Source organism: Aeromonas sp. 601027, assembly GCF_049174455.1.
Taxonomy (GTDB): domain Bacteria; phylum Pseudomonadota; class Gammaproteobacteria; order Enterobacterales; family Aeromonadaceae; genus Aeromonas; species Aeromonas veronii_A.
Window position 1 is genome coordinate 269,552 of the sequence record NZ_JAAKTN010000004.1, and the last position, 20,920, is coordinate 290,471.

Genomic DNA, 20,920 nt, shown 5'->3' on the forward strand with positions numbered 1-20,920 from the left:
CAACGGTAACGGCATTGCTCCCTTCTCCCGTTTATTAAAAAAGGAGGAGAAGGGCTGGGGATAAGGGAAAGGAAAAAGAGATTTCGCGGTAAACGTTGGGCTTCGCTACGCTCGCCACAACCTACACGATCGGTAGTTTGGTGCTGAGCCTGCGAAGCCCAACATGCGAGTTCAGCTTATAAGCATGTAAATAGTTCCATTGCGACCATATTTGAAGGTAAACTGACGACAATTACAAAATACAATTTACATTACTTCATGGTTTTATTTAATGAACAGCATCATTAATGACTTACTCTCAAAAGGTAAAGAAGGTCTCTGGTGGGACTTCAAACAAAAATTCCACAACAATATTGTTGCAATGGTCCATGATATTCTATGTATGGCTAATGTAATTCACAATGGGAATAGATACATAGCTTTCGGAATATCTGATTCATTAGAAGTAGTTGGATTAAACGAGAGTGATAAAAAATATACTCAAGCAGATATTATAACTGCGCTTAGAAGACTACGTTTTAGTGAAGATAACATCCCAAACATTCAGCTTGATTTTTTACAATTTAATGAAGCCAAGTTAGCAATCCTAACAATATTTAATGAGCCTTTAAAACCATATTACCTGACAAAAGAATACAGTTATCAAGGTAAATCCATACGAGCTGGTGTTGTTTATTCACGGACAAATGATGCTAATACACCATTAGATTCATGTGCCAATCCAATTGATGTCAGAACGATGTGGAGTGAAAGATTCGGCCTCAACCTAAAAGTCCCTGATAGATTCTCCATTCTTTTAGAAGATGCCAAATGTTGGGACTATGACGGTATTAGCCAAGCCTTCTATTCTAATGATCCTGATTTCACTATTGAGATTGGAAGTGTAGAACATGAGGGGGGTAATTACTGGTGGCAAAACTTATATTTTGAGAATGCAAGACAGTTTGACTACCACTTAAAATATAAGAACAGAATTATTAAAACCTTGCCTGTTGTTAATTACTACAACGAGGGTTTGACTATACCATTCCCAAACATTGAGTTTATTACCTATCCAGAAGCTCAAGATGGGTCAAATGCAGAATTTTACTGTGAGATTTACTATTATAAAAAAGGAACTATTGAATATAGTTTATTTCAACACATAAGAAAAAGTGAAGTGCATTGTGATACATATCAAACACTGTCTACACCAATCACAACTCAACTGAAACCACCCATAATAAAATTGCCATTTTTTATAATTAACAGTGACAGTGAACTAAATGAACTGTCCAAGAAATTCATGGAAAAATATCATGAGTTTAATTCCTGTAAGTCAGATTTGATGAGAAAACGTTACCCTGACGAAAATTATAATAGATGGGATGTTGAAAAAGTTTTTTCGGAGTGGGTTTTTGAGCAAATAAATCCTCCCCCTGAATTTTCAATTAGTGAATGACATTAAAACGGCGGCAAATCCCTTTACCGCCATCCAATCAATCACTCCCCCAACCTCTGTGCCAATCCGGAATAACGCTCGGTCTTTTTCCGCACCGCCTGTGCCAGCAGGGCGCGATCGCCGTAGAGATCGAGCCGTGCCTTGGCGCGGGTGATGCCGGTATAGACCAGCTCGCGGGTCAGCAGCGGGCTGGGGCTGTCGGGCAGCACCAGCACGGTATGGGCAAACTCGGAGCCCTGGGATTTGTGGATGGTCATGGCGTAGACGGTCTCGTGGGGCGGCAGCCGGCTGGGCAGCAGAGCGCGCAAGGTGCCGTCCGGCTGCTCAAACCATACCTTGAGGCGGCCAGTTTCATCGGGCAGGCAGAGCCCCATATCGCCGTTGTAGAGGCCGACGCCGTGGTCGTTGCGCACCACCATCACCGGGCGACCGGCATACCAGTCGCCATCGCGGGCGATCAGGCCAGCCCGTGACAGGGCCAGTTCGAGCCGCTCGTTTAGCCCCAGCACCCCGAACGGGCCATCGCGCAGCGCGCAGAGGATTTGGAAGCTGTTGAATGCCTTGAACACGGCGGCGGGCGCCTCCCCGGCGCGGGCCGCCTTCAGATAGCTGCCGTAACCGGCCACCCCTTGTGCAATCAGGGCGTCGTAGGCCTCCCCAGCCCAGGGGTGCAAGCTGATATCGGCGAATCCTGCGCCCCAGACTGATTCCACCGCCGTGGCATCGCCGCTGTTGCAGGCGCGTGCCAACTGGCCGATGCCCGAATGCTGATCAAAGCGCCAGCTCTTGGCCAGCAAACAGAGGCTGTCGCGCACCGGCGCCCCCGCGGGCGTACCCTGCAAACGGTAGCTGGTCTGGCGGGAGAGCCAATCCGCCTGCTCCGGGCTGATGCCCTGTTCGATAAAGCTGCAGATATCGCCGAGCACGGCACCCGCCTCTACCGAGGCGAGCTGATCCTTGTCGCCGAGCAGGATCAGGCGGGCGTGGCTTGGCAACGCATCGAGCAGCCGCGCCATCATCGGCAAGTCGACCATGGAGGCCTCATCCACCACCAGCAGGTCGAGGTGCAGCGGGTTGCCCGCGTGGTGGCGGAACTGACTGCGCCCCGGAATGACCCCGAGCAGTCGATGCAGGGTGCCCGCCTCGGTGGGGATCGCCTCCACCCACTCGGGGGGCAGATCGAGGGCCTGCAGGGCAGAGCCGATACTCTCGGTCAGGCGCGCAGCCGCCTTGCCGGTGGGGGCCACCAGCCGGATCGCCGGGGCTTTGCCCGCTTGCAGGCCGGTCTCCACCAGAATGGCGAGCAGTTTCGCCACAGTCGTGGTCTTGCCGGTGCCGGGGCCGCCGGAGATCACCGCAAAGGGGCGCGCCGCCGCGGTGGCCGCCGCCAGCTTCTGGCCGTTGCAGCAGAGCGCCTCGGGCACCAGCGCATCCAGCTTGCTCAAATCGCTCGCCGCCTGGGCGCTGGCGAGCAGCCCTTCGATGGCGGGCCAATCCACTTCATTGGGGAACACCAGATCGAGATACTTCAGGGTAAAGTGGCGGGCAGAGAAGTCAGGGGCTAGGCGGGCCTTGAGCAGCGCCGCGAACACCAGCCCGTAGTCGCGGGCAAACAGCCGCGACAGGGCCGGGGCGATCTCCGGCCATTCGGCACGCTCGCTCAGGGCGCGCAGATGGCGGGCCACCCCCAGTTCAAAATCGTGGTAGCGGGTGAGGTAGAGCCGCCCGTGCCACAGCCGCAGCGGCCAGCGCGGGGTTAGCCCGTCATCCTGCTCGGTTCCAACCAAGGGACTCTCTGCAAACAGGGCGGGCCAGCGGGCAGGATCAGCCAGATCCAGCAGCAGATCCCGGCTCTGCTGGGGATCCAGCCCGAACGGCCGTAAAGCTCCACTCGCCAACATATCAAGGGGCAGACAGACATGGCCGCGCCCCAGCTCGAAGCAGGTGAGCGCCGCCCCCAGCACCAGCTCGGGGTTGCCGCCAAGGTCAGCCACCAGCCGGGCGAATTGCAGATCCAGCTGGCGGATGCGGCCAGCCAGCGCCAGTGTTTTGAGCCGTTCAACCATCATTGCGCTGGCTGCGGTGCTGATCATGGTGCCGCTCATGCCTCTACCTCATTCAATGCTTGAGATCCCGCAGCTGGCAGCTCACTGCCTTCGCGAAACAACTTATCCAGCCCCAGCACCAGTTCACGGCTCGGGCGGGTATGGAAAATGCCCCCCTGCGGCATGCCGCGCAGGAACAGATAGAAAACGCCGCCAAAGTGCTGCTCGAAGTCGTAGCCCGGCAGGCGCAGGGTGAGCAGCCGGTGCAGCGCCAGCGAATAGAGCTGGTATTGCAGGTCGTAGCGGTGCTCGGCCATCGCCCGCTCCAGCGCCGGACGGCTGTAATCGGCGGGGCTCATGCCGAGGTGGTTCGATTTGTAGTCGAGCAGATACCAGCGCCCCTGCCACTCGAACACCAGATCGATAAAGCCCTTGAGCATCCCCTGCACGGTGGCAAAGCTGAGCGGCTTGTTGCCCCGCGACAACGGGTCGTGCTGCTGGCAGAGGGCGGTCAGCGCCGGTGCCGTCACCCGCTCCATGGGCAGGAAGAACTCCAGCTCCACCTGTTTGCGCTCGGGGGCCAGATCCCGCAGCCGCACCGGTTCGCCAAAGCCGGTATCGAGCGGGGTATCCAGCACCGCTTCGACCTGCTGTTGCAACACCGGTGCCCAGCTCTCATCAAAACCATCCTGCGCCAGCAGGGTGGCGATATGCTCTGCCAGCGGCTCGCCACCAGCGCTCTGAAAGTCGATGGTCTCGAACAGGCTGTGCAGCAAGGTGCCCGGGCGCGCCCCCTTCGGGAAGGTGAAGATGGAGGGCTGGGGTGCCTCCTCCGGTTGCTCGGAAGCCAATGCATCCGCCTCGGTCACTACCTCGTCATCGAAGCCGGGATTGGCAAGCACGCCCTTGCTGTGACCGTGGCCCTGCGCAGCCAGCCCGGAGTAGGAGCTGATCCACCAGTCCCGCTCAAGGGAGCCGGAAAAGTGGCGCACCTGCGGCTCGCCCAACTGCTCTTCCTCCGCTGGCAGCGGGGCCGGACGGGTGAGCGAGGGCTCACTGACGGCCACCCCGGGCAGCGCCTGCGCCAGCTCGGTGAGGGCGGTCGCCAGCGTCTGTGCATCCCCCTCTTCACCCTTTTGCAGCAGGTAGCCGATGGCGGTGTGGTGCAGGTCGGTCTTCTCCGACTTGCCCGCCCCCGCCCGCACCGGCGCCAGCCCCAGCCAGGTGGCGTAGACGCCCCGGGTCAGCGCCACATAGAGCAGCCGCAAATCTTCGGCAAGGCGCTCCCTGTCAGCTTCTGCGAGCGACGAGTCGGCGCCGGTCAGATCGAGAATGGTGCGATTGCCCGCCTCATCCGCCTCGTGATAGAGCGGGGTCTCGGCGGTTCTGTGGCTGCAGATAAAGGGCAGGAACACCAGCGGGTACTCCAGCCCCTTGGATTTGTGGATGGTGACGATCTGCACCAATTTCCGCTCGGATTCGAGCCGCAATACCTGCTCCGCATCCTGCCCGTTGGGGCGGCTCACCGCCTCCCCCAGCCAGCGCAGCAGGGCATACTCCCCGTCCAGCTCGCTGCTCACCTGTTGCAGCAGCTCGCCAAGATGGAGGAAGTTGGTCAGCCGCCGCTCGCCATAGGGGCTCGCCAACAGCGAAGAGGCAAGATTGCGCCGGTGCAGCAGGGCCCGCAGCATCGCCAGCACGCCACGGCGATGCCAGATCTTGCGGTACTCCATAAACTCCTGCACCGCGCTCTCCCACGCCCGCTCGTCGCTGGCTAGCCCATCGAGCGCCTTGGCGTCGAGATCAAACAGGCCGGTGGCGAGCGCCGCCCGCAGGCTGCGCTCTTCGCTCGGGTTCTGGCAGGCGTGCAGGATCAGCAACATCTCCCGCGCCTCCGTCTGCTCCAGCACGCTCTCGCGGTTCGACAGATAGACGGAGGCGATGGCGAGGCGCGCCAGCTCCTGCTGCACCAGCTTGCCCTCGGCGCCAGTGCGCACCAGCACGGCGATATCCCCGGCCTTTACCGCCTTGTCACCGATCAGCGCCTTACCCTCGCGGGCCAGGGTCAGCAGGCGGTGGATCTCGGCGGCGGTGGCGCGGGCCATCTTGCTCTGGTAATCCCCCCGATTGAAGGTGGGCTGGCCGGTCAGCTGCCAGCAATGGAGCACTGGGGCGGTAACGCCATCGAGCTGCAGCGCCTTGCTTTTGCCCTGCGCCTCCACCGGCAGGAAGGGGATATCCGCCTCGTAGATAAAGGGTTCCTTGGCCCGCTCGAACAACCCGTTGACCGCCCCCACCAGCGCACTGCTGGAGCGCCAGTTGCGCCCGAGGGTGTAGTGGGCGCTCACATTTCGCCGCGCCTGAATGTAGGTAAAGATGTCGGCGCCGCGAAAGCCGTAGATGGCCTGCTTGGGGTCACCGATCATCAACAGCGCCGTGTCGCTATGGCCGCCGTAGAGGCGATGGAAGATGCGGTACTGCTGGGGATCGGTATCCTGAAATTCGTCGATCATCGCCACCCGATAGGTGGCGCGAATGCGCTCGCAGAGCCTCTCGCCAAGGCTGGAGCCAAGCGCCCCATCGAGGTCTTTCAGCAGGTCATCGAACGAGAGCTGATGGGCTTGGCGCTTGCTGGCCTGCATCCGGCTGCGCACCACTTTGGCCGCCCGTTGCAGGATCAGATCCCGAATGCCGGGGCGGCTCGCCAGCAGCTGGTCGATCTGGCTGAACAGCGGCAGGGTCGGCACGGCGCCCCCCTTCTTGAGGTTCTCCTCCAGCACCGTCTGGCCGAAGCGCTCCAGCTCCTTGGGGATGGCGTAGCCACTGCTCTCGTCCTGCGCCCAGTCGGCTATCTTGGCAAGCCACCCTTCGTAGTTCTTGCCGGTGTAGCGGCTGATCTGGCCGTCTGTCTGGCGGCGGATCTCGTCCACCTGCGCCAGCCATTCACTCTTCACCGCCGCGATGCGGCTCATGGCCGCCTGATGGCGGGTGGCGAGGGTCTCGTCCCCCAGCGCGGGGTGGATCTCCAGCTCGCTGTTGTCGAGCCAGCTGCCCATCTCCCGCAGCAGGGCGGCGGGGCTTGGCCAGAGCGCGCGCACGGCGCTGGCGAGGGCTTTATCCACCGGATAGAACTCGGCTCGCCAGTAGTCGCTCACCGCCTGCAACCTGAGCTGGCTATCGTCGGTAAGAAATTCGGTTTCAAAGAGGGCGCCCGACTCGAAGGCGTTCTGCTTGAGCATCCGCTGGCAGAAGCCGTGGATGGTAAAGACCGCCGCCTCGTCCATCTGCCGCTCGGCGGCCAGCAGGCGACGGGCCGCCAGCTCGTGATCCTCCACCTCGGCCAGCAGCATGTTCAACAGAGCGTCACGGCTATGGCCGCGCATAAAGGCGAGGCGCGCCTCGTGGATGCGGCCACGGATCCGTCCGCGCAGCTCGGCGGTGGCCGCTTCGGTAAAGGTCACCACCAGAATTTCGGTCACCGAGAGCGGCCGCTCGTGGGCGCTCGGCTGACCAGAATCGGCCCCCTCTTCGATGAGCGGGCCGTGGCCCAGCAGCAGGCGCAGGTAGAGACCAGCGATGGTGTAGGTCTTGCCGGTACCGGCGGAGGCTTCGATCAGTCGTTCACCATGGAGGGGAAAACGCAGGGTATTGAGCGGGTTAGCCATTATTTCAGCTCCTCCAGGGTCTTGAGCAGCGGGGTCAGGTGTTCGCGGGCCAGCGCCTGCAACTGACCAAGCACCTCATCATCGAGTTCGGGGAAGCAGCGGGCGACGTAAGGATCTTGCCCCTCCCCGTTGATCATCCAGCCGCCGTTGAAACGGGTGAGGGCCGCCTTGTCGGCCGCCTCCGGCTTGTCGGGATCCTTCTCGATCGCCTTGAGCCAATCCCATGCGGTGTTGGGGAAGAACGGCAGCGGCCGCTTCATCCCCTGCGCCCAGCACGCCACCAGCGCCGCCAGCTTGGGGCGCGCCTCGTCGGCAGCAAGAGCAGGCAGTCGCAGACTCTGTTTGGCATCGAACAACAGGGTGTCGCCGGGGGCGCCACTCAATGAGAGGCAGAGGTGCTGGATCCAGCCCAGCAGCAGATCCTTGCCGTTGAAGCTGCCGGGTTTGACCACCAGCAAGCGCCCCTTCTGAGTGTCGATCCACCCTTGCAGCTGGCCCTGAGTGAGGGAGATATCGATCTCCACCGCCTGTTTTTCTGACTCATTGGCCGCAACCCATGGCCGCAGCCGATCCGCCAGCTTGCCCATCTCGGCATCCAGATCGTCCAGCAGCAGGCTGCCGAACCACCCTTGCGGCAGCAGGCCGGTGAGCTGCAACCGCTCGCGACGCTCGGTACTTTCACCTTCCGCCAGATGGGCATCGAGCAGCAGATCTTTCAGCTGATAATGTTGCAGGCCATCCAGCTCGAACGGCTCGCTGTCCTCGATGTTGGCTTCGTTCAGCTCAAACCACACCTTGAGGCGACGGTTGAGGAAATATTTGGTGGGCTGGCGATAGAAGCGCAGCAGCTCCGCCAGCTCCAGCCCCTGCTCCTTGCCCCATTCGGGGGGCAAAGGCAGCTCGCCGCTCTGGAAGTTGGCCGCGCCGCGCACCGGATTGAGGGCGGGCAACCAGTCGGCGGCATAGGTAAAGAGGCGTGAACCAGGCTCCGGATAGAAGTAGTTGCGGCTGTAGGGGGTGAGCGGGTGCGCCACCATCAGGTGGTTGAGCAGCCGCTTGCCGGAGGTTTCGTCATCGAGATCCTCATCCCCCGCCAGCACAAAGCCCTGCCGCACATAGTCGATCAGCTCCGCCAGCAGCACCGACGGCACCTTGTCGCTGTTGTCCTGCGCGCTGAAGCCCTGATAGCTGATATAGAGCCCCTGCTGAGCGCTGAGCAGCGCCTCGAGGAAGAGGTAGCGGTCATCATCGCGACGGGAGCGATCCCCACGCCGCGACGCTACCGCCATCAGGTCGAACCCCATGGGGGCAAGGGTGCGCGGGTAGACGCCATCGTTCATGCCGAGCAGACAGACCTGCTTGAAGGGGATGGAGCGCATCGGCATCAGGGTGCAGAAGTTGACCTGACCGGCGAGGAAGCGCTGGCTGGAGCGGGACTCCCCCAGCACGCTGCCGAGGTAATCCTGCAACAAGTCGGCGGTAATGGGCTGCTCGAAACGGGCCTCGCCGAGCCGGGTCTGCCACTCGACCAGCTGGCTGCGAATCAGCTGGAGTTGACGCTCTTCATCCTCGTCGGCCAGATAGAAGCGCTCCAGCAGCGCCAGCAGGCAGGCGTTCCACTCGGCCAGCGGCTGCGCCTGTTGCAGGCGGGGCAAAAACTCGGCCAGCGAGTCGACAAACCAGGCGAGCTTGCCAAGTGCCAACCCCTGCTGCCCCTCGATGTCGGCGTAGGGCAGAATGCCCGCCACCGGCTCGCCGTCGCCCATGGCAAAACCGAGCAGCATGCGGCGCAGGCCGAACAGCCAGCTGTTGCCGGACATGGGCGGAAGATCGAAACAGACGGGGTAGCCGTCGTTCAGCCCCCAGCGGATGCCGGTCTCCTGCACCCAGACCCGCAGCTGGTTGAACTCGTCGTCATCCAGCTCGAAACGGCGCAGCACGGCGGGCACCTCGAGAATGGCGAGCAGCTCGCCTGCCCCGAAGCGGGCATTGGGCAGCCTGAGCAGGGCGAGGAAGCTTTGCAGCAGGGGGCTCTCCTGACTCGCCGCCCGATCCGATACCGCAAACGGGATCTGACCGCGCGCGCCAAACACCGCCTGAATGTAGGGGCCGTAGCTGTTCACATCCGGCATCATCACCACCACATCTTTCGGGGTGAGGGTCGGATCCTGCTCGAACAGCGCCAGCAGCCGGTCGTGCAGCACCTCGAGTTCGCGCATCGGGCCATGGCAGGCGTGGATCTGCAAGGATCCATCCGCCGGATCGATGGGGCTCTTGTGATGGCTGCTGTCGAGATCGAACTGACCAGCGCCTCGCTCGGCCAACTCCAGCACATCCTTCTGGATGGCGCGCAGCAAGCTGACATTGCCCTTGGCATCCAGCTCGTCGATATCGACGAAGGCCTCGATTTGCGGTACCTCCAGCTCCATCAGCTGGTGCAGGTAGTCACGCCCCAGTTTGCCCATGGAGGCGAGCAGCGGGTTGGCGGGGCCCTGCAACGTCTCGATATCGGTGCCGGGTTTGAGCTTGTTCTCCAGCCGAGCCAGGGTCTTGCGATCCAGCAGATCCCCCCAGTAGTAACGGCAGGGGTTGGTGACGAACAGGTGTACCTCCACCTCAGGCCGACTGCCGAGGGCCAACAGCGCCTCCACATAGCGCGGCGGCAGCGCCGAGATGCCGAACACGAAGACCCGCTGCGGCAGCTTGCCCGGCAGATCGGCGGTGCGCGCCAGCTCGTGGATAAACTCCTCGTAGAGGTTGGCGCGGTGGTAACCGCTCGGAGAGAGCGCCAACGTGCGGGCCACCAGCTCGCGCCACAGCTCCGGCTGCCAATCCTGACCGCTCACCCCGGCCAGCTCCTGACTCAATCCTTCCCCCTCTTCCCAACGGGCGATCCAGTCCGGCCGGTAGACCAGATACTGGTCAAAGAGATCCGCCACCTTCTGGCAGAGCTGCCACAGCCGCACCTGCTCGGGATCCTGGGCGGGATCCTCGTCCTCTCCACCGCCCAGATAGGCGGCGAGCGGGGCAAAGGCGGGGCGATCCAGCAAGGCAGGCATAATGGTCATCAGTTGCCAGCTCATGGATCCCTTGTTGTAGGGGCTCTGGCGCGGCACATCTGCCAGCACCCGGGTGAACATCTCCCAGATAAAGCTGGCGGGCAGCGGAAAGTCGATATTGGCGGCAATGCCAAACGCTTTGGCTAGCTCCAGCTTGAGCCACTGGGCCATGCCCGGACTCTGCACCAGGATCTGCTCCCGATCGAAGGGGTGAGAGAGAGGGGCCTGCCGGATGCGGCTCACCAGCAGCTCTTTGAGCAGATCCAGCTGATTGGAGTGGTAGAGGGTAAACATGAGCAATTCCCGCCTGTGGATGAGAGGGGGCGAGGGAAAAGGCAAGCCATTTCCGTCACTTCACAAGAGTGAGAATTGTCGGGGATCGAGGGGGAAGATGCAAAAGGCTCTTGTGGCCAGCAGGCGGGCAAACCGCTGAACCATGAGGGGCGCCGCAGATTTGTGCCGTCACCTCACCTACCCGGAAAACGCAGACAGAAAAAAGCCGGTGCAGTTGCACCGGCCAAAAGGCATTGGAAAACTCAAACTGACTGGCTGTTACCAGTTTTTGCCGAGACGGGCATCCACACTGAAAGCCCCTGCTCCGGCCGCCGCCAGCGCCAGGAAACCACCGGCCACTGAGACGTTCTTCATAAACATCAGCATCTGCATCTGTTCGGCAGGCTGATAATGGAAAATAAAGGCAGCCATCAGGGTGAAACCGGCCAGCAGCACGGAGAGGCTGCGGGTAAAGAGACCGAGCACGACGGCAAGGCCACCACCCAGCTCAAGCAGGATCACCAGCGGCAACATAAAGCCGGGCACACCCATCGCTTCCATATAGCCCTGAGTACCGGCATACCCGCCGATCTTGCTCCAGCCCGCCATTACGAACATCAGCGCCAGCAGTACACGACCCGCCAGCAGCGCTACATCTTTCATCTTGTCCATTTCATATTCCTCGTTTGTGTCACATCACCGCTGACTGCTTCAGGGTAGGTCAAATAACAGGGCTTGGCTGGCACTGGTCGCAACCAGCTCCCATCGGTATTCATCACGACTGAGTACCCCGTCGCCGGGTCGGGCAGCCAGACCGTTGGCGGCAAGCTCCCCTGAAATCATCTGCAGGTAACCGTGTCGGCCAGCCAGTGCCCATTCGAGCGTCTCGCCCGGGGCCAGTTCCAGCCGCCATATGCGGGCCTGTTGGCGGATCCGCAGCGATCCCGCCTCGCCATCCGGTGACGCCACCAGCGTCATGCCCGGTCTGGACTCGATCTTCTTCTGCTGATATCCGGGTGGCGTGCCGAACTCGTTCGGCTCGATCCAGATCTGCAACAGGGAGAGAGGATCCGTCTGCGAGGGGTTGTACTCACTGTGGCGGATCCCGCTGCCTGCGCTCATCAGCTGGAAATCCCCTGCCGGGATCTGCTCGGCATGGCCGAGGCTGTCCTTGTGCTCTATGGTGCCTTGCAGCACGCAGGTGAGGATCTCCATATTGGCGTGAGGGTGGGTGGCGAATCCGCCACCCGGCGCGACCAGATCCTGATTGATCACCCGCAGTACCGAGTGCCCCATCCACTCCGGGTCATAGTAGTGACCGAAGGAGAAACTGTGGCGCGCGTCCAGCCAGCCAAAGTTGGCCTTGCCCCGCGCTTCTGCGGCTCTCAATTGCATCATGGTCTGCTCCTCATCTACCGGGACGGTTGATTAACGCTGTTTGCCGCTACCGATGCCGAACGGAATACGGTATTCGCTGCTCTGGTCAGCCAGGCTGACAGTCAGGTTGCCCTGGGTGCGGCTCGGGATCCGCACCTGCTGGGTGCCAGTCAGGTTGGCGTGGACTGATGCCAGCAGATCACCAGACTCATCACGCACTTCCAGCATCGGATTGGCTTTGCCATCCATTGCGGCAGTGGCGTTCCAGTTCACAAACAGCACGCCGGGCATGGCATTGAAGTCAGCCGGTACGGAAGCTTGGGCGAAACCTGTGGTCATCAGGCCTGCAACGGCCAGCATCTTGATTACGTTTTTCATGTTCATTCACTCTCTTGTTTTATATGTCATTGCCAAGGCCTTTTCGGCCAGAATCAATGCATCCATGCAAGAGGTTATTCAAATAGTGTGTTGTTCTTTCACCGACATCAGACAGACCGATTTGGTGTGTCACAGTGCGGAACTACCCGCATATTTGGCCGCTCGACGTTCCTGCCTAAGCGTTGATTGAATATTAAAGTGACATGACCTAACTTGTTAGCGAGATAAACTGGCAAACATATTCAAAAAAATTGAAGGTGAGGAATGGCCAAGGAATCGAACAAGGAACGGGCGCTGACCCTGGAGGCAATCCGGGTACTGGATGCCATCGACCGCCGCGGCAGCTTTGCGGCGGCGGCCGACGAGCTGGGCAAGGTCCCCTCGGCATTGAGCTACACAGTGCAGAAGCTGGAGGATGAACTGGATGCCATGCTGTTTGACCGCAGCGGCCACCGCACCAAGTTCACACCGGCGGGGCGCATGCTGCTGGAGCGCGGCCGGGTACTGCTGGAGGCAGCCGAGCATCTGGTGGGAGAGACCCGGGCGCTGGCCCGTGGCTGGGAGACCGACATCACAGTCGCCGTCGATGCACTGGTCCCGGTGCAGGCCCTCTACCCCTTGGTGGAGAAGCTGGCCGAGCAGACCGATACCCGACTGCGGCTGCGGGCCGAGGTGCTGGCGGGTAGCTGGGAGTGTCTGGAAGATGGTCGCGCCGACCTGCTTATCTCCTCCATCAATCCGGACATCATGATGACCGGCATCAAGCATCAGGTGATCAAGGACGAGGTGATGCTCTACGTCGCCCATCCCGATCATCCGCTACATCAGGAGCCAGAACCCTTGGCCGACGAGACCCTGCGCCGCTACCGCGCCATCGCGGTCGCCGATACCGCGCTGCGCAAGCCGGTGCTCACCTACCGCCTGCTGGACAAGCAGCCGCGCCTCACCGTCAGCACCATGACGGAGAAACGGGATGCCCTGCTGGCAGGGATCGGGGTCGGCACCATGCCACAGAGCTGGATTGAGGAGGACATCCGGGCCGGACGACTCAAGGTGATCAGCCCCGAATATCGCCATCAGATCCAGGTCGTGCTGGCCTGGCGGCGAGACACCATGGGCAAGGCCAAAAGCTGGCTGGTGCGGGAGATCCCAAAACTGTTTGCAGCTGGTGAGAAATGAGATCCCGTTAACAGAAATGTTAATTGCATGCCTCACTTGACGCCCAATATCTTTGCTGATTTCATAGCCGCCTCATTGAACCCATGGAAGCTGTAGAAAATGAAAAAGAGTTTGCTGGTTGCCCTCACCACCCTGCCCCTGTTTGCCAATGCCGGCCTGATGGATTCGCTGACCGACAGCGTCACCAGCAGCGTCAAGGATGCGGCCAGCACTGCCGTATCCGGTGCCATGGACAGCGCATCCAACGAAGCCATCAAAAAGGCGCTGGATATCAAAGAAGGCGGCTCCAACAAGCAGGCAGTCAAAGAGAAACTGGGCGCTCCTGCCTCTACCAAGACCGAGGCCGGTCTGGAAGTGTGGACCTATGACCTGGATGCCCTGAAGAAGGCCTCTCCGCTGCTGGCAGAAACCACCAAAACCCTGCTGAAAGATACCGACGCAGCCAAGAAAAACGTGGTCATCAAGTTCGAAGGCGAAACCGTCAAGAAAGTAGACCTGACCGACAAGGCTCAGGGCTAAGTTCGCTCGTCCGGTGAAGTCGGTTGCACACCCGCACCGGCACAGATAGCAAGAGGGGGAGCATCAGGCTCCCCTCTTTTATTGGCTATCACCAGCGTTTAACCAATCTGCTACTCAACGCAGTAAACACAAAAAGGGTGGCCTCGGCCACCCTTGGGTTGATAACAGCTGGCGCTGTTACTGGTTCGCTTCGGCGAACTGCTTCATCGCTTCGGCGTGCTTGGTCATACCGGCGGCACGCTCGTTGAGCTTCTTGATAAACTCCGCCTTCTTGGCCGGATCTTCAATGCGGTCATAACGTTGCTGCAGGTTGGCCTGGATCTGCTCCGGGGTCATGTTCTGCATGCGGGCCATCTTGTCGTGGCGACCACCGTGGTGTTTGCCACCCATCATGCCACCACCGTCCATCGGGCAATCCACCATGGCACCGGGCTGGCCAGTGGGGGCTGCTTCACTGGCTGCATAGGCACCCAGCGGCAGGCCAAGGATCAGGGTGGCGGTCAGCAGGGTTTTGGTCAGCTTTTTCATGGTCTATCTCCTGTAGGGATGATTCTGGTTCGGCGCTCTTGCCTTGCCCTCAAGTAAACACCCTATCGGTGTCTGAACTTTGCCAGCATCGCCCTTTTTTGTAGCAGAGTGTGGCATCGTGCGGATCTGGCACACTTTGACACAAACCGCCGTCCGGATTTTCGTATACTCGGGCCAACGCCAAGAAGGGGAGGTATTCATGAACCAGGGCAACACCCACATTCTGGTGGTCGACGACCACAGCGAGATCCGCGATCTCTTGAAACGCTTTCTGGAACAGCACGGCCTGCGGGTCAGCTGCGCCCGGGATGGCAAGGAGATGAAGCGACTGCTGGAGGAGCGGGAGTTCGACCTGCTGGTGCTGGATCTGATGATGCCGGGTGAAGATGGTCTGACCCTCTGCCGCGAGCTGCGGGTCAAATCGAACCTGCCCATCATCATGCTCACTGCCATGGGGGAAGAGACCGACCGCATCATCGGATTGGAGATGGGGGCCGATGACTATCTGGCCAAGCCCTTCAACCCGCGCGAGCTGCTGGCGCGGATCAAGGCGGTGATGCGCCGCACCCAAGCCGAGACACAACCTGCCGCTGACACCCTGACCCGGGATCTGCGCTTCGATCGCTGGCTGCTCGACGTCAATCGCCGGGAGCTGGTCGATGAGGATGGGGTGGGCCTCAGCCTCTCCACCGCCGAATTCGATCTGCTCAAGGTGTTTCTCGAACGCCCGCAACGGGTGCTGAGCCGGGATCAACTGCTGGATCTGGCCCGTGGCCGCGAGGCGGTGGCCTTCGATCGCGCCATCGATACTCTGGTGAGTCGACTGCGCCGCAAGCTGGAGCGGGATCCCAAGAATCCGGAGCTGATCAAGACCATCTGGGGTGGCGGCTATATGTTCTCCGCCGACGTGACGCAGGCATAAGCGGTGACCTTTTTGAAACGACTGTGGGCAAAAATATGGCCCAAGGGGCTGACAGGCCAGATCATTCTGGTGGCGCTGGCGGGGCTGATCCTGATCCAGCTGCTCAGCATCCAGATCTACCGCTCGGATCGGGAGGAGGCGCTTGGCTTCGTCAACAGCCGCAACGCCATGCAGCGGATCATCTCGGTGGTCAGGCTGCTCTCTCTATCACCCCCATCTCTCTATGACGAGATCCTCAAGGCGAGCCGCAGCGAAACCCTGCTGCTGCGCCTCTCAGACGAACCACTGCAACCGGATAATCGCAGCCCCCGCTTCGAGCAGCTGGTGCGCTCTCGGCTCGGCTACCCGCAGGGTCTCACCATAGAGATCAGCGCCGAGCTGAAAGAGGATGCCCAGCGCAGCAAAGCCTGGGAGCATCACGCCCGCATGATGCGGGATCGCAAGGGGCCACCGCCCCCATCACGCGACATGCGGCTCTATGGCTCCATCGAACTGCCGCAGGGAGGTTGGCTGCAGTTCAGCTCACTGGTCGACAAGGAGGCGGGCAGCTGGTCGTGGCAAACCACCCTCAATCTTATGCTGGTCGCCAGTCTGGTGATCGGGCTGATGGTGCTGCTGTTTCGCCGTGCCACTCGCCCGCTCAAGCAGCTGGCAGGCAACGCAGATCGGCTCGGACGGGGCGAGGATATCGAGCCCTTGAAAGAGGAGGGGCCGACCGAGATCCGCGAATCGATTCAGGCCTTCAACCGGATGCACACCCGGCTCGACCGCTTCGTGCAGGACAGAACCCGAATGCTGGCGGCCATCTCCCACGATCTGCGCACCCCCATCACCAGCCTGCGGCTGCGTACCGAATTTCTGGCCGATAGCGAGGACAAGGAGCGGATCCAGCAGACCCTGCAACAGATGGAGCAGATGCTGGCGGCGACCCTCAGCTTTGCCCGCGAGGAGGGACAGCAGGAGGCTACCCGCGAGCTGGATCTGGTCAGCCTGTTGGTCAGCCTGTGCGATGACTACGCTGATACCGGCCAGCCGGTCACCTGTCTGGCGGAGGGCAAAGAGGTCTACGCCTGCCGGGCCAACACCCTGCGCCGGGTGCTGCAGAACCTGATCGGCAACGCCATCAAATATGCCGGCAGCGCCGAAGTGTCGCTGGAGCGCTGCAAGGAGGAGCTGTTGATCCGGGTCTGTGACAACGGGCCGGGAATCGATCCTGCGCGGCTGGAGGATGTATTCAAACCCTTTGTGCGGCTCGATGAAGCGCGCAATACCGAGTCCGGCAGTGTCGGGTTGGGGCTCTCCATTGCCCGTACCCTGGTGCATCAGCACGGCGGCGAACTGACCCTGCTCAATCGGCCACAAGGTGGGCTGGAGGCGCGGATCAGCCTGCCGCTGTAAGTAGTCACTCTATCCGCCGACCTTGTCATGGCGCCGTTTACATCATGCAAACTTCATCATTTGAGCGCTTGTTCTTCGATCAGAAAGACGGTGATAATCTGTGACCACGGGACGGTATACGGCAACGGATTGGAGCAAGGATGGCCTCTTCCAGGACAGGAGTCATAGTCAGTATCGGATGGGGGCTCCTGCTGCTCGCCCTTGCCCTGCCTGCCTGGACCAAAGCCCCGGAAGAGCCGATCATCATTACCAACTCCAAAGCCTGGCAGCCCTTCTCCTATATCAATGAGTCGGGCCAGCCGGATGGCCTGCTGATCGATTTGTGGCGTGAATATGCCAGGGTCACCGGCCAGAAGATCGAGTTCAGGCTGGTCGACTGGCAAGGCTCTCTCGACCTGCTCCATGAGGGGAAAGCGGATGTTCACGCCGGACTGCTCTGGTCACCGGAGCGGGACAAACTGTTCGACTATGGCCGGCCTCTCGCCCAGCTCGACTCCCAACTCTTCTTCTCGAGCGAACTGCGCGGCACCGATGTCCACTACTACCTGCTCCATGAAACGGTCGGTGTGGTAGCCGGTGGCTACGAGGAGTATTACGCCAGACGCTACTTCCCCGGCACCCAACTGCAGACCTTCGACGACAATGACACCCTGCTGGCGGCGGCCTTTCGGGGCGACATTAAGGCCTTTATCGCCGATCTGCAGGTCGCCAACTTCTACATCTATACCTCGGACGATCCCACCCGCTTTATTCCGGTTCGCCACCTCTATACTGACCAGATCCGCTTTGCGGTGAGAAAGGGCGACCTTGCCCTGTTAAACCGGCTGGAAGAGGGGTTCGCCAAGCTCAAAGAGAGCGATCGGGAGCGGATCATCCGCAAGTGGATGCATGTCGAAACCGTCTACCCCATCCATCTCGGTCCCTGGCTACTGCTTGCTGGGGCATTGATCATGGTGGCCTACATAGTGCAATTGCGCCGCGCCGTTGCCAGCCGCACCACCGAGTTGAGCCGCGCCAACGCCAGACTGGAGAAACAAGCCAGTACCGACCCCCTGACCGGCCTGCTCAACCGACGGGCATTCATGCCTGCCATGGAGCAACAGCTGGCAAGTGGGGATCCCTGTGCTCTGCTGCTGTTCGATGTGGATCACTTCAAGGAGACCAATGACCGCTTTGGTCATGGCATCGGGGATCTGTTGCTGGAAAAGCTGGCCACGACTGTGACCAACCTGTTGCCCGAAGAGGCTCTGCTGGCCCGCATCGGCGGCGAGGAGTTTTGCCTGCTGCTGCCGCTGGCCACGCTGGCAGAGACAGAGCAGTGGGCCAAACGCCTCTGTCAGGAGTGCAATCAACAAACTCTGTACACCGACAATAGTGCAGTGACACTATCCATCAGCACCGGGGCAGTCTGGGTAGCCGCAGAGAGAGAGGCTGATGCCGACCAGCTACTACGGCAGGCTGATGCCCTCATGTATCAGGCCAAGGGACGGGGGCGCAATACCTGGCAAGCCGCCTCCTATCAGGCATAGCACCCTGACGGACGCGCAATAAAAACGGCCACCATCAGAAGATGGCGGCCGCATGACAGGTTCCCTATCAGAAGTTGTAGGTCACGCCCAGGTTGTAGCGGCGACCATCCAGTACAGTGCCATAGCTGCTGTAATCCACCATCTTGTCGAACAGGTTATAGACCCCGGCGGTCAGATCCAGATGCTTGTTGGCCTTGTAGACCAGGCCCATGTCAAAGAAGGTGTAGGAAGGAGTCCCCTCCGCCATCTTGACCCGGCTCAGGTACTCGGAGGTCTCGCCACGGAAGTTTACCCGTGACCAGAGGCTGAGATCCTCGGTGGTTTGCCAGTCAACACTGCCGTTGAACATGTGACGGGGCATCTGGTTGAGGGCATGACCCGCCAGTGGACCACTCTTCTGCTCGGACTGGGTAAAGGTGTAGCTGGAGCTGACCGACCAATCCTCATTGATGGCCCAATCCATCATCCCCTCGACACCGCGCATGTTCGCCTTGTCGACGTTGACCCGATCACTGATGAAGTCATAACTGTGACCATTGAGGGTACAGGCGGGATCACTCTTGCTGGTGCAGCGACGCACTTCGGAGATCTTGTTCTTGAAGTCGGTGTTGAACAGGGTAACCCCGGCGTTGAAGCCCTGATGACCGTTCCACAGCAGGCCGATCTCTTCACTCACGCTAGTCTCGGGTTTGAGGTCCGGGTTACCGACCAGCATACCATCCAGGCTGCCACCACCGGTGACCTGACCCCAGTTGGCCGCCGACATTCGCAAGTCAGGAGAGCGGTAACCGGTCGATACGCCTCCTTTCAGGGTCCAGCTATCATCCAGATGCCAAACGCCGTAGAGACGCGGGCTCCAGTGAGAACCGTAGTTCTGGTCCCGATCCATGCGGGCGCCACCGGTCAGGGCAAAGCTGTCAGTGAGTGACCACTCATCCTCGACAAACATCGCCCAGCTCCAGCGGGTCAGCTGCTCGGCAGGGTTGGCCACTTTCAGGGTATTGCCCTGATCGTGCAGATCCTCATAACGATACTGCCCACCGACGCTCAGGTAGTGATCCCCCAGAATGAACTGGGTGTGGGTATCGGCGATGGTGTTGGTGAGCTCCATCTGGCGGCCGGGATTGGTGTTGGTCTCCTGCTGCAGATAGCTGCTGGAAGAGCCGAAATCATACTGACCATCATGGGTCAGCGCATAGTTGGTGCGCTCGTATCGGTTAAGGCTATCTTTCGCCTTGGCAGCCAGCGAATTGCCGGCCGTGCGATCCCGATCCTGCAGACTACGACTGGCTTCCAGATCGAAGCGGTTATGGTCATCAGGCTTGAAGCTGAGCACCGCCGTGCCACTGCGAGTCTCTTGCTCGGCAAAACCCTGGGTAAATTTGTCTTCACCACGATGAGCAAGCTGACCGTGGAAACGCAGCCCCAACACGCCATCGATCAGTGAACCTGCGGTATAGGCATCGGTCTGGAAGCTATTGCCGGCATCCTTGTTCTCCTGGAAGGTCGAATCAGCGTGAACCGAGCCCTGCCAAGCCAGACCGGTGGTCTTGCGGGTAATGACGTTAATCACGCCCCCCATGGCATCGGAACCATAACGGGATGACATGGGACCACGGACGACCTCAATGCGCTCAATCGCCTGCAGTGGCGGCAGCCAGCCCTGCTCGATACCCGGACCATCGCTGTTCGGGCGAGTGCCACGGCTATCCACCTTCTTGCCATCAACCAGCATCAGGGTGTATTTCGAGCCCATACCGCGAATGCTGATATCACTGCTGCTGCCACCACCGGTCACCACCACACCGGGAACATCCTTCAGGGCGTCAGTCACATCGCGATAGGCCCGCTTTTCCAGCTGCTCACGGGTAATCACGGAGATGGAGGCGGCAGAGTCTTCAATCTTCTGCTGGAAGCCGGAAGCGGTGACGACCATCACCTCTTGTTCGGCAGCATAGGCCTGGGTCGCAAGAAGGGAGCAGATCAACAAGGCAAGCTTGTTCGGTTTCACTGTTGTCATGTTTTAGCCTGAACATTATTAGTAGGAAGGTGACGTATTCCCTTACTTCACTCATTACAACGCCCTAGCATCCGGCCAGACGCAGCATTAGAAAAGGCTCATTTGAAAAGCACTTTATTAATCAGCCCGCATTGTAACGACCTCGCCAGAATCATTCAAACAATAATCATTATCATTTGATTCATGTGGTATTCCTGCAGCAGAATCGCTCATTCTTGATAAGAGACTGTTTTAATGGAATAAATCCATAAGCAAAAAAGGGGATTACACAAACAAGTGGAAGCGATGACGTACCGTTGCAAGATGGCCTGATTTAATCGTCATGCAGGTGGGGTGTGATGCGATACAGAGCTGGAAACAGTAGCAAGAGCGCCAACAGGGGAAGGTATTGCCATCGCGGTGGGATGTCGGCAGCTCACCAGCAGGCTAAAAACATCAAAACCCAGTCGTCAGACTGGGCTTTGTGTTGGTTCTGGTGTGCAAACCAGTGGGACTTATGGGCAAAAACCGCCCATAGCAAAAAGGCCTTCCCATCAGGGAAGGCCTTCAAATTAGTGGCGGAGCGGACGGGACTCGAACCCGCGACC

The 20,920-nt window shown here is 59.9% G+C and carries 14 protein-coding genes; 6 read left to right on the forward strand and 8 right to left on the reverse strand.

The genetic code is table 11. The annotated features are described in order from the left end of the window. Nucleotides 1-271 precede the first annotated feature (271 nt). On the forward strand, nt 272-1,441 hold the full coding sequence (locus tag G5193_RS07960) for a helix-turn-helix domain-containing protein (RefSeq protein ID WP_421205739.1): 1,170 nt from the start codon (nt 272-274) through the stop codon (nt 1,439-1,441). 41 nt (nt 1,442-1,482) lie between these two features. Here the strand turns inward: G5193_RS07960 and recD are convergent, their stop codons facing one another. From recD to G5193_RS07990, 6 genes are all read right to left on the reverse strand, one after another. Beyond that, nucleotides 1,483-3,546 carry an exodeoxyribonuclease V subunit alpha gene (recD, locus tag G5193_RS07965; protein WP_421205741.1) on the reverse strand — a complete coding sequence of 688 codons (2,064 nt, stop codon included), beginning with the start codon at nt 3,544-3,546 and terminating at the stop codon, nt 1,483-1,485. After that, the gene (gene recB / locus G5193_RS07970) at nt 3,543-7,151 is read right to left on the reverse strand and encodes an exodeoxyribonuclease V subunit beta (protein ID WP_421205742.1); all 3,609 of its coding nucleotides are present in this window, start codon (nt 7,149-7,151) and stop codon (nt 3,543-3,545) included. The genes recD and recB overlap by 4 nt, the downstream gene beginning before the upstream one ends. Further along, on the reverse strand, nt 7,151-10,504 hold the full coding sequence (recC, locus tag G5193_RS07975; RefSeq protein ID WP_421205744.1) for an exodeoxyribonuclease V subunit gamma: 3,354 nt from the start codon (nt 10,502-10,504) through the stop codon (nt 7,151-7,153). Before recC ends, recB begins: the two co-directional genes overlap by 1 nt. 258 nt (nt 10,505-10,762) lie before the next feature. Then, nucleotides 10,763-11,155, reverse strand: a complete 393-nt coding sequence (locus G5193_RS07980; RefSeq protein WP_005336513.1) for a DoxX family protein — start codon at nt 11,153-11,155, stop codon at nt 10,763-10,765. A 39-nt stretch (nt 11,156-11,194) separates the two neighbouring features. After that, nucleotides 11,195-11,881, reverse strand: a complete 687-nt coding sequence (locus G5193_RS07985) for a pirin family protein (protein ID WP_202005100.1) — start codon at nt 11,879-11,881, stop codon at nt 11,195-11,197. A gap of 30 nt (nt 11,882-11,911) precedes the next feature. Then, nucleotides 11,912-12,244 (reverse strand): hypothetical protein, encoded by a 333-nt coding sequence (locus G5193_RS07990; RefSeq protein ID WP_013723379.1) that lies wholly within the window; start codon nt 12,242-12,244, stop codon nt 11,912-11,914. A gap of 258 nt (nt 12,245-12,502) precedes the next feature. Here G5193_RS07990 and G5193_RS07995 point away from each other — a divergent pair, with 258 nt between their 5' ends. Both G5193_RS07995 and G5193_RS08000 read left to right on the forward strand, forming a co-directional pair. Beyond that, the gene (locus G5193_RS07995) at nt 12,503-13,417 is read left to right on the forward strand and encodes a LysR family transcriptional regulator (RefSeq protein WP_005336524.1); all 915 of its coding nucleotides are present in this window, start codon (nt 12,503-12,505) and stop codon (nt 13,415-13,417) included. Between the two features lie 99 nt (nt 13,418-13,516). Next, the gene (locus G5193_RS08000; RefSeq protein ID WP_139406620.1) at nt 13,517-13,936 is read left to right on the forward strand and encodes a hypothetical protein; all 420 of its coding nucleotides are present in this window, start codon (nt 13,517-13,519) and stop codon (nt 13,934-13,936) included. A gap of 177 nt (nt 13,937-14,113) precedes the next feature. Here the strand turns inward: G5193_RS08000 and G5193_RS08005 are convergent, their stop codons facing one another. Further along, nucleotides 14,114-14,464, reverse strand: a complete 351-nt coding sequence (locus G5193_RS08005; protein ID WP_005355311.1) for a hypothetical protein — start codon at nt 14,462-14,464, stop codon at nt 14,114-14,116. A gap of 199 nt (nt 14,465-14,663) precedes the next feature. Here G5193_RS08005 and G5193_RS08010 point away from each other — a divergent pair, with 199 nt between their 5' ends. From G5193_RS08010 to G5193_RS08020, 3 genes are all read left to right on the forward strand, one after another. Then, nucleotides 14,664-15,386 (forward strand): response regulator, encoded by a 723-nt coding sequence (locus G5193_RS08010; RefSeq protein ID WP_216979694.1) that lies wholly within the window; start codon nt 14,664-14,666, stop codon nt 15,384-15,386. Between the two features lie 33 nt (nt 15,387-15,419). Then, entirely contained in the window at nt 15,420-16,784 is a 1,365-nt protein-coding gene (locus G5193_RS08015; protein WP_421172997.1) for an ATP-binding protein, read from the forward strand. 140 nt (nt 16,785-16,924) lie between these two features. Further along, a complete protein-coding gene (locus G5193_RS08020) occupies nt 16,925-18,313 on the forward strand; it encodes a diguanylate cyclase domain-containing protein (protein WP_421205747.1) in 1,389 nt (462 codons plus the stop codon). Nucleotides 18,314-18,380: 67 nt separating this feature from the next. Here G5193_RS08020 and G5193_RS08025 read toward each other — a convergent pair whose 3' ends face one another. Next, nucleotides 18,381-20,333: a ligand-gated channel protein gene (locus G5193_RS08025; RefSeq protein ID WP_421205749.1), complete on the reverse strand. Its 1,953-nt coding sequence runs from the start codon at nt 20,331-20,333 to the stop codon at nt 18,381-18,383. Between the last annotated feature and the right edge of the window lie 587 nt (nt 20,334-20,920).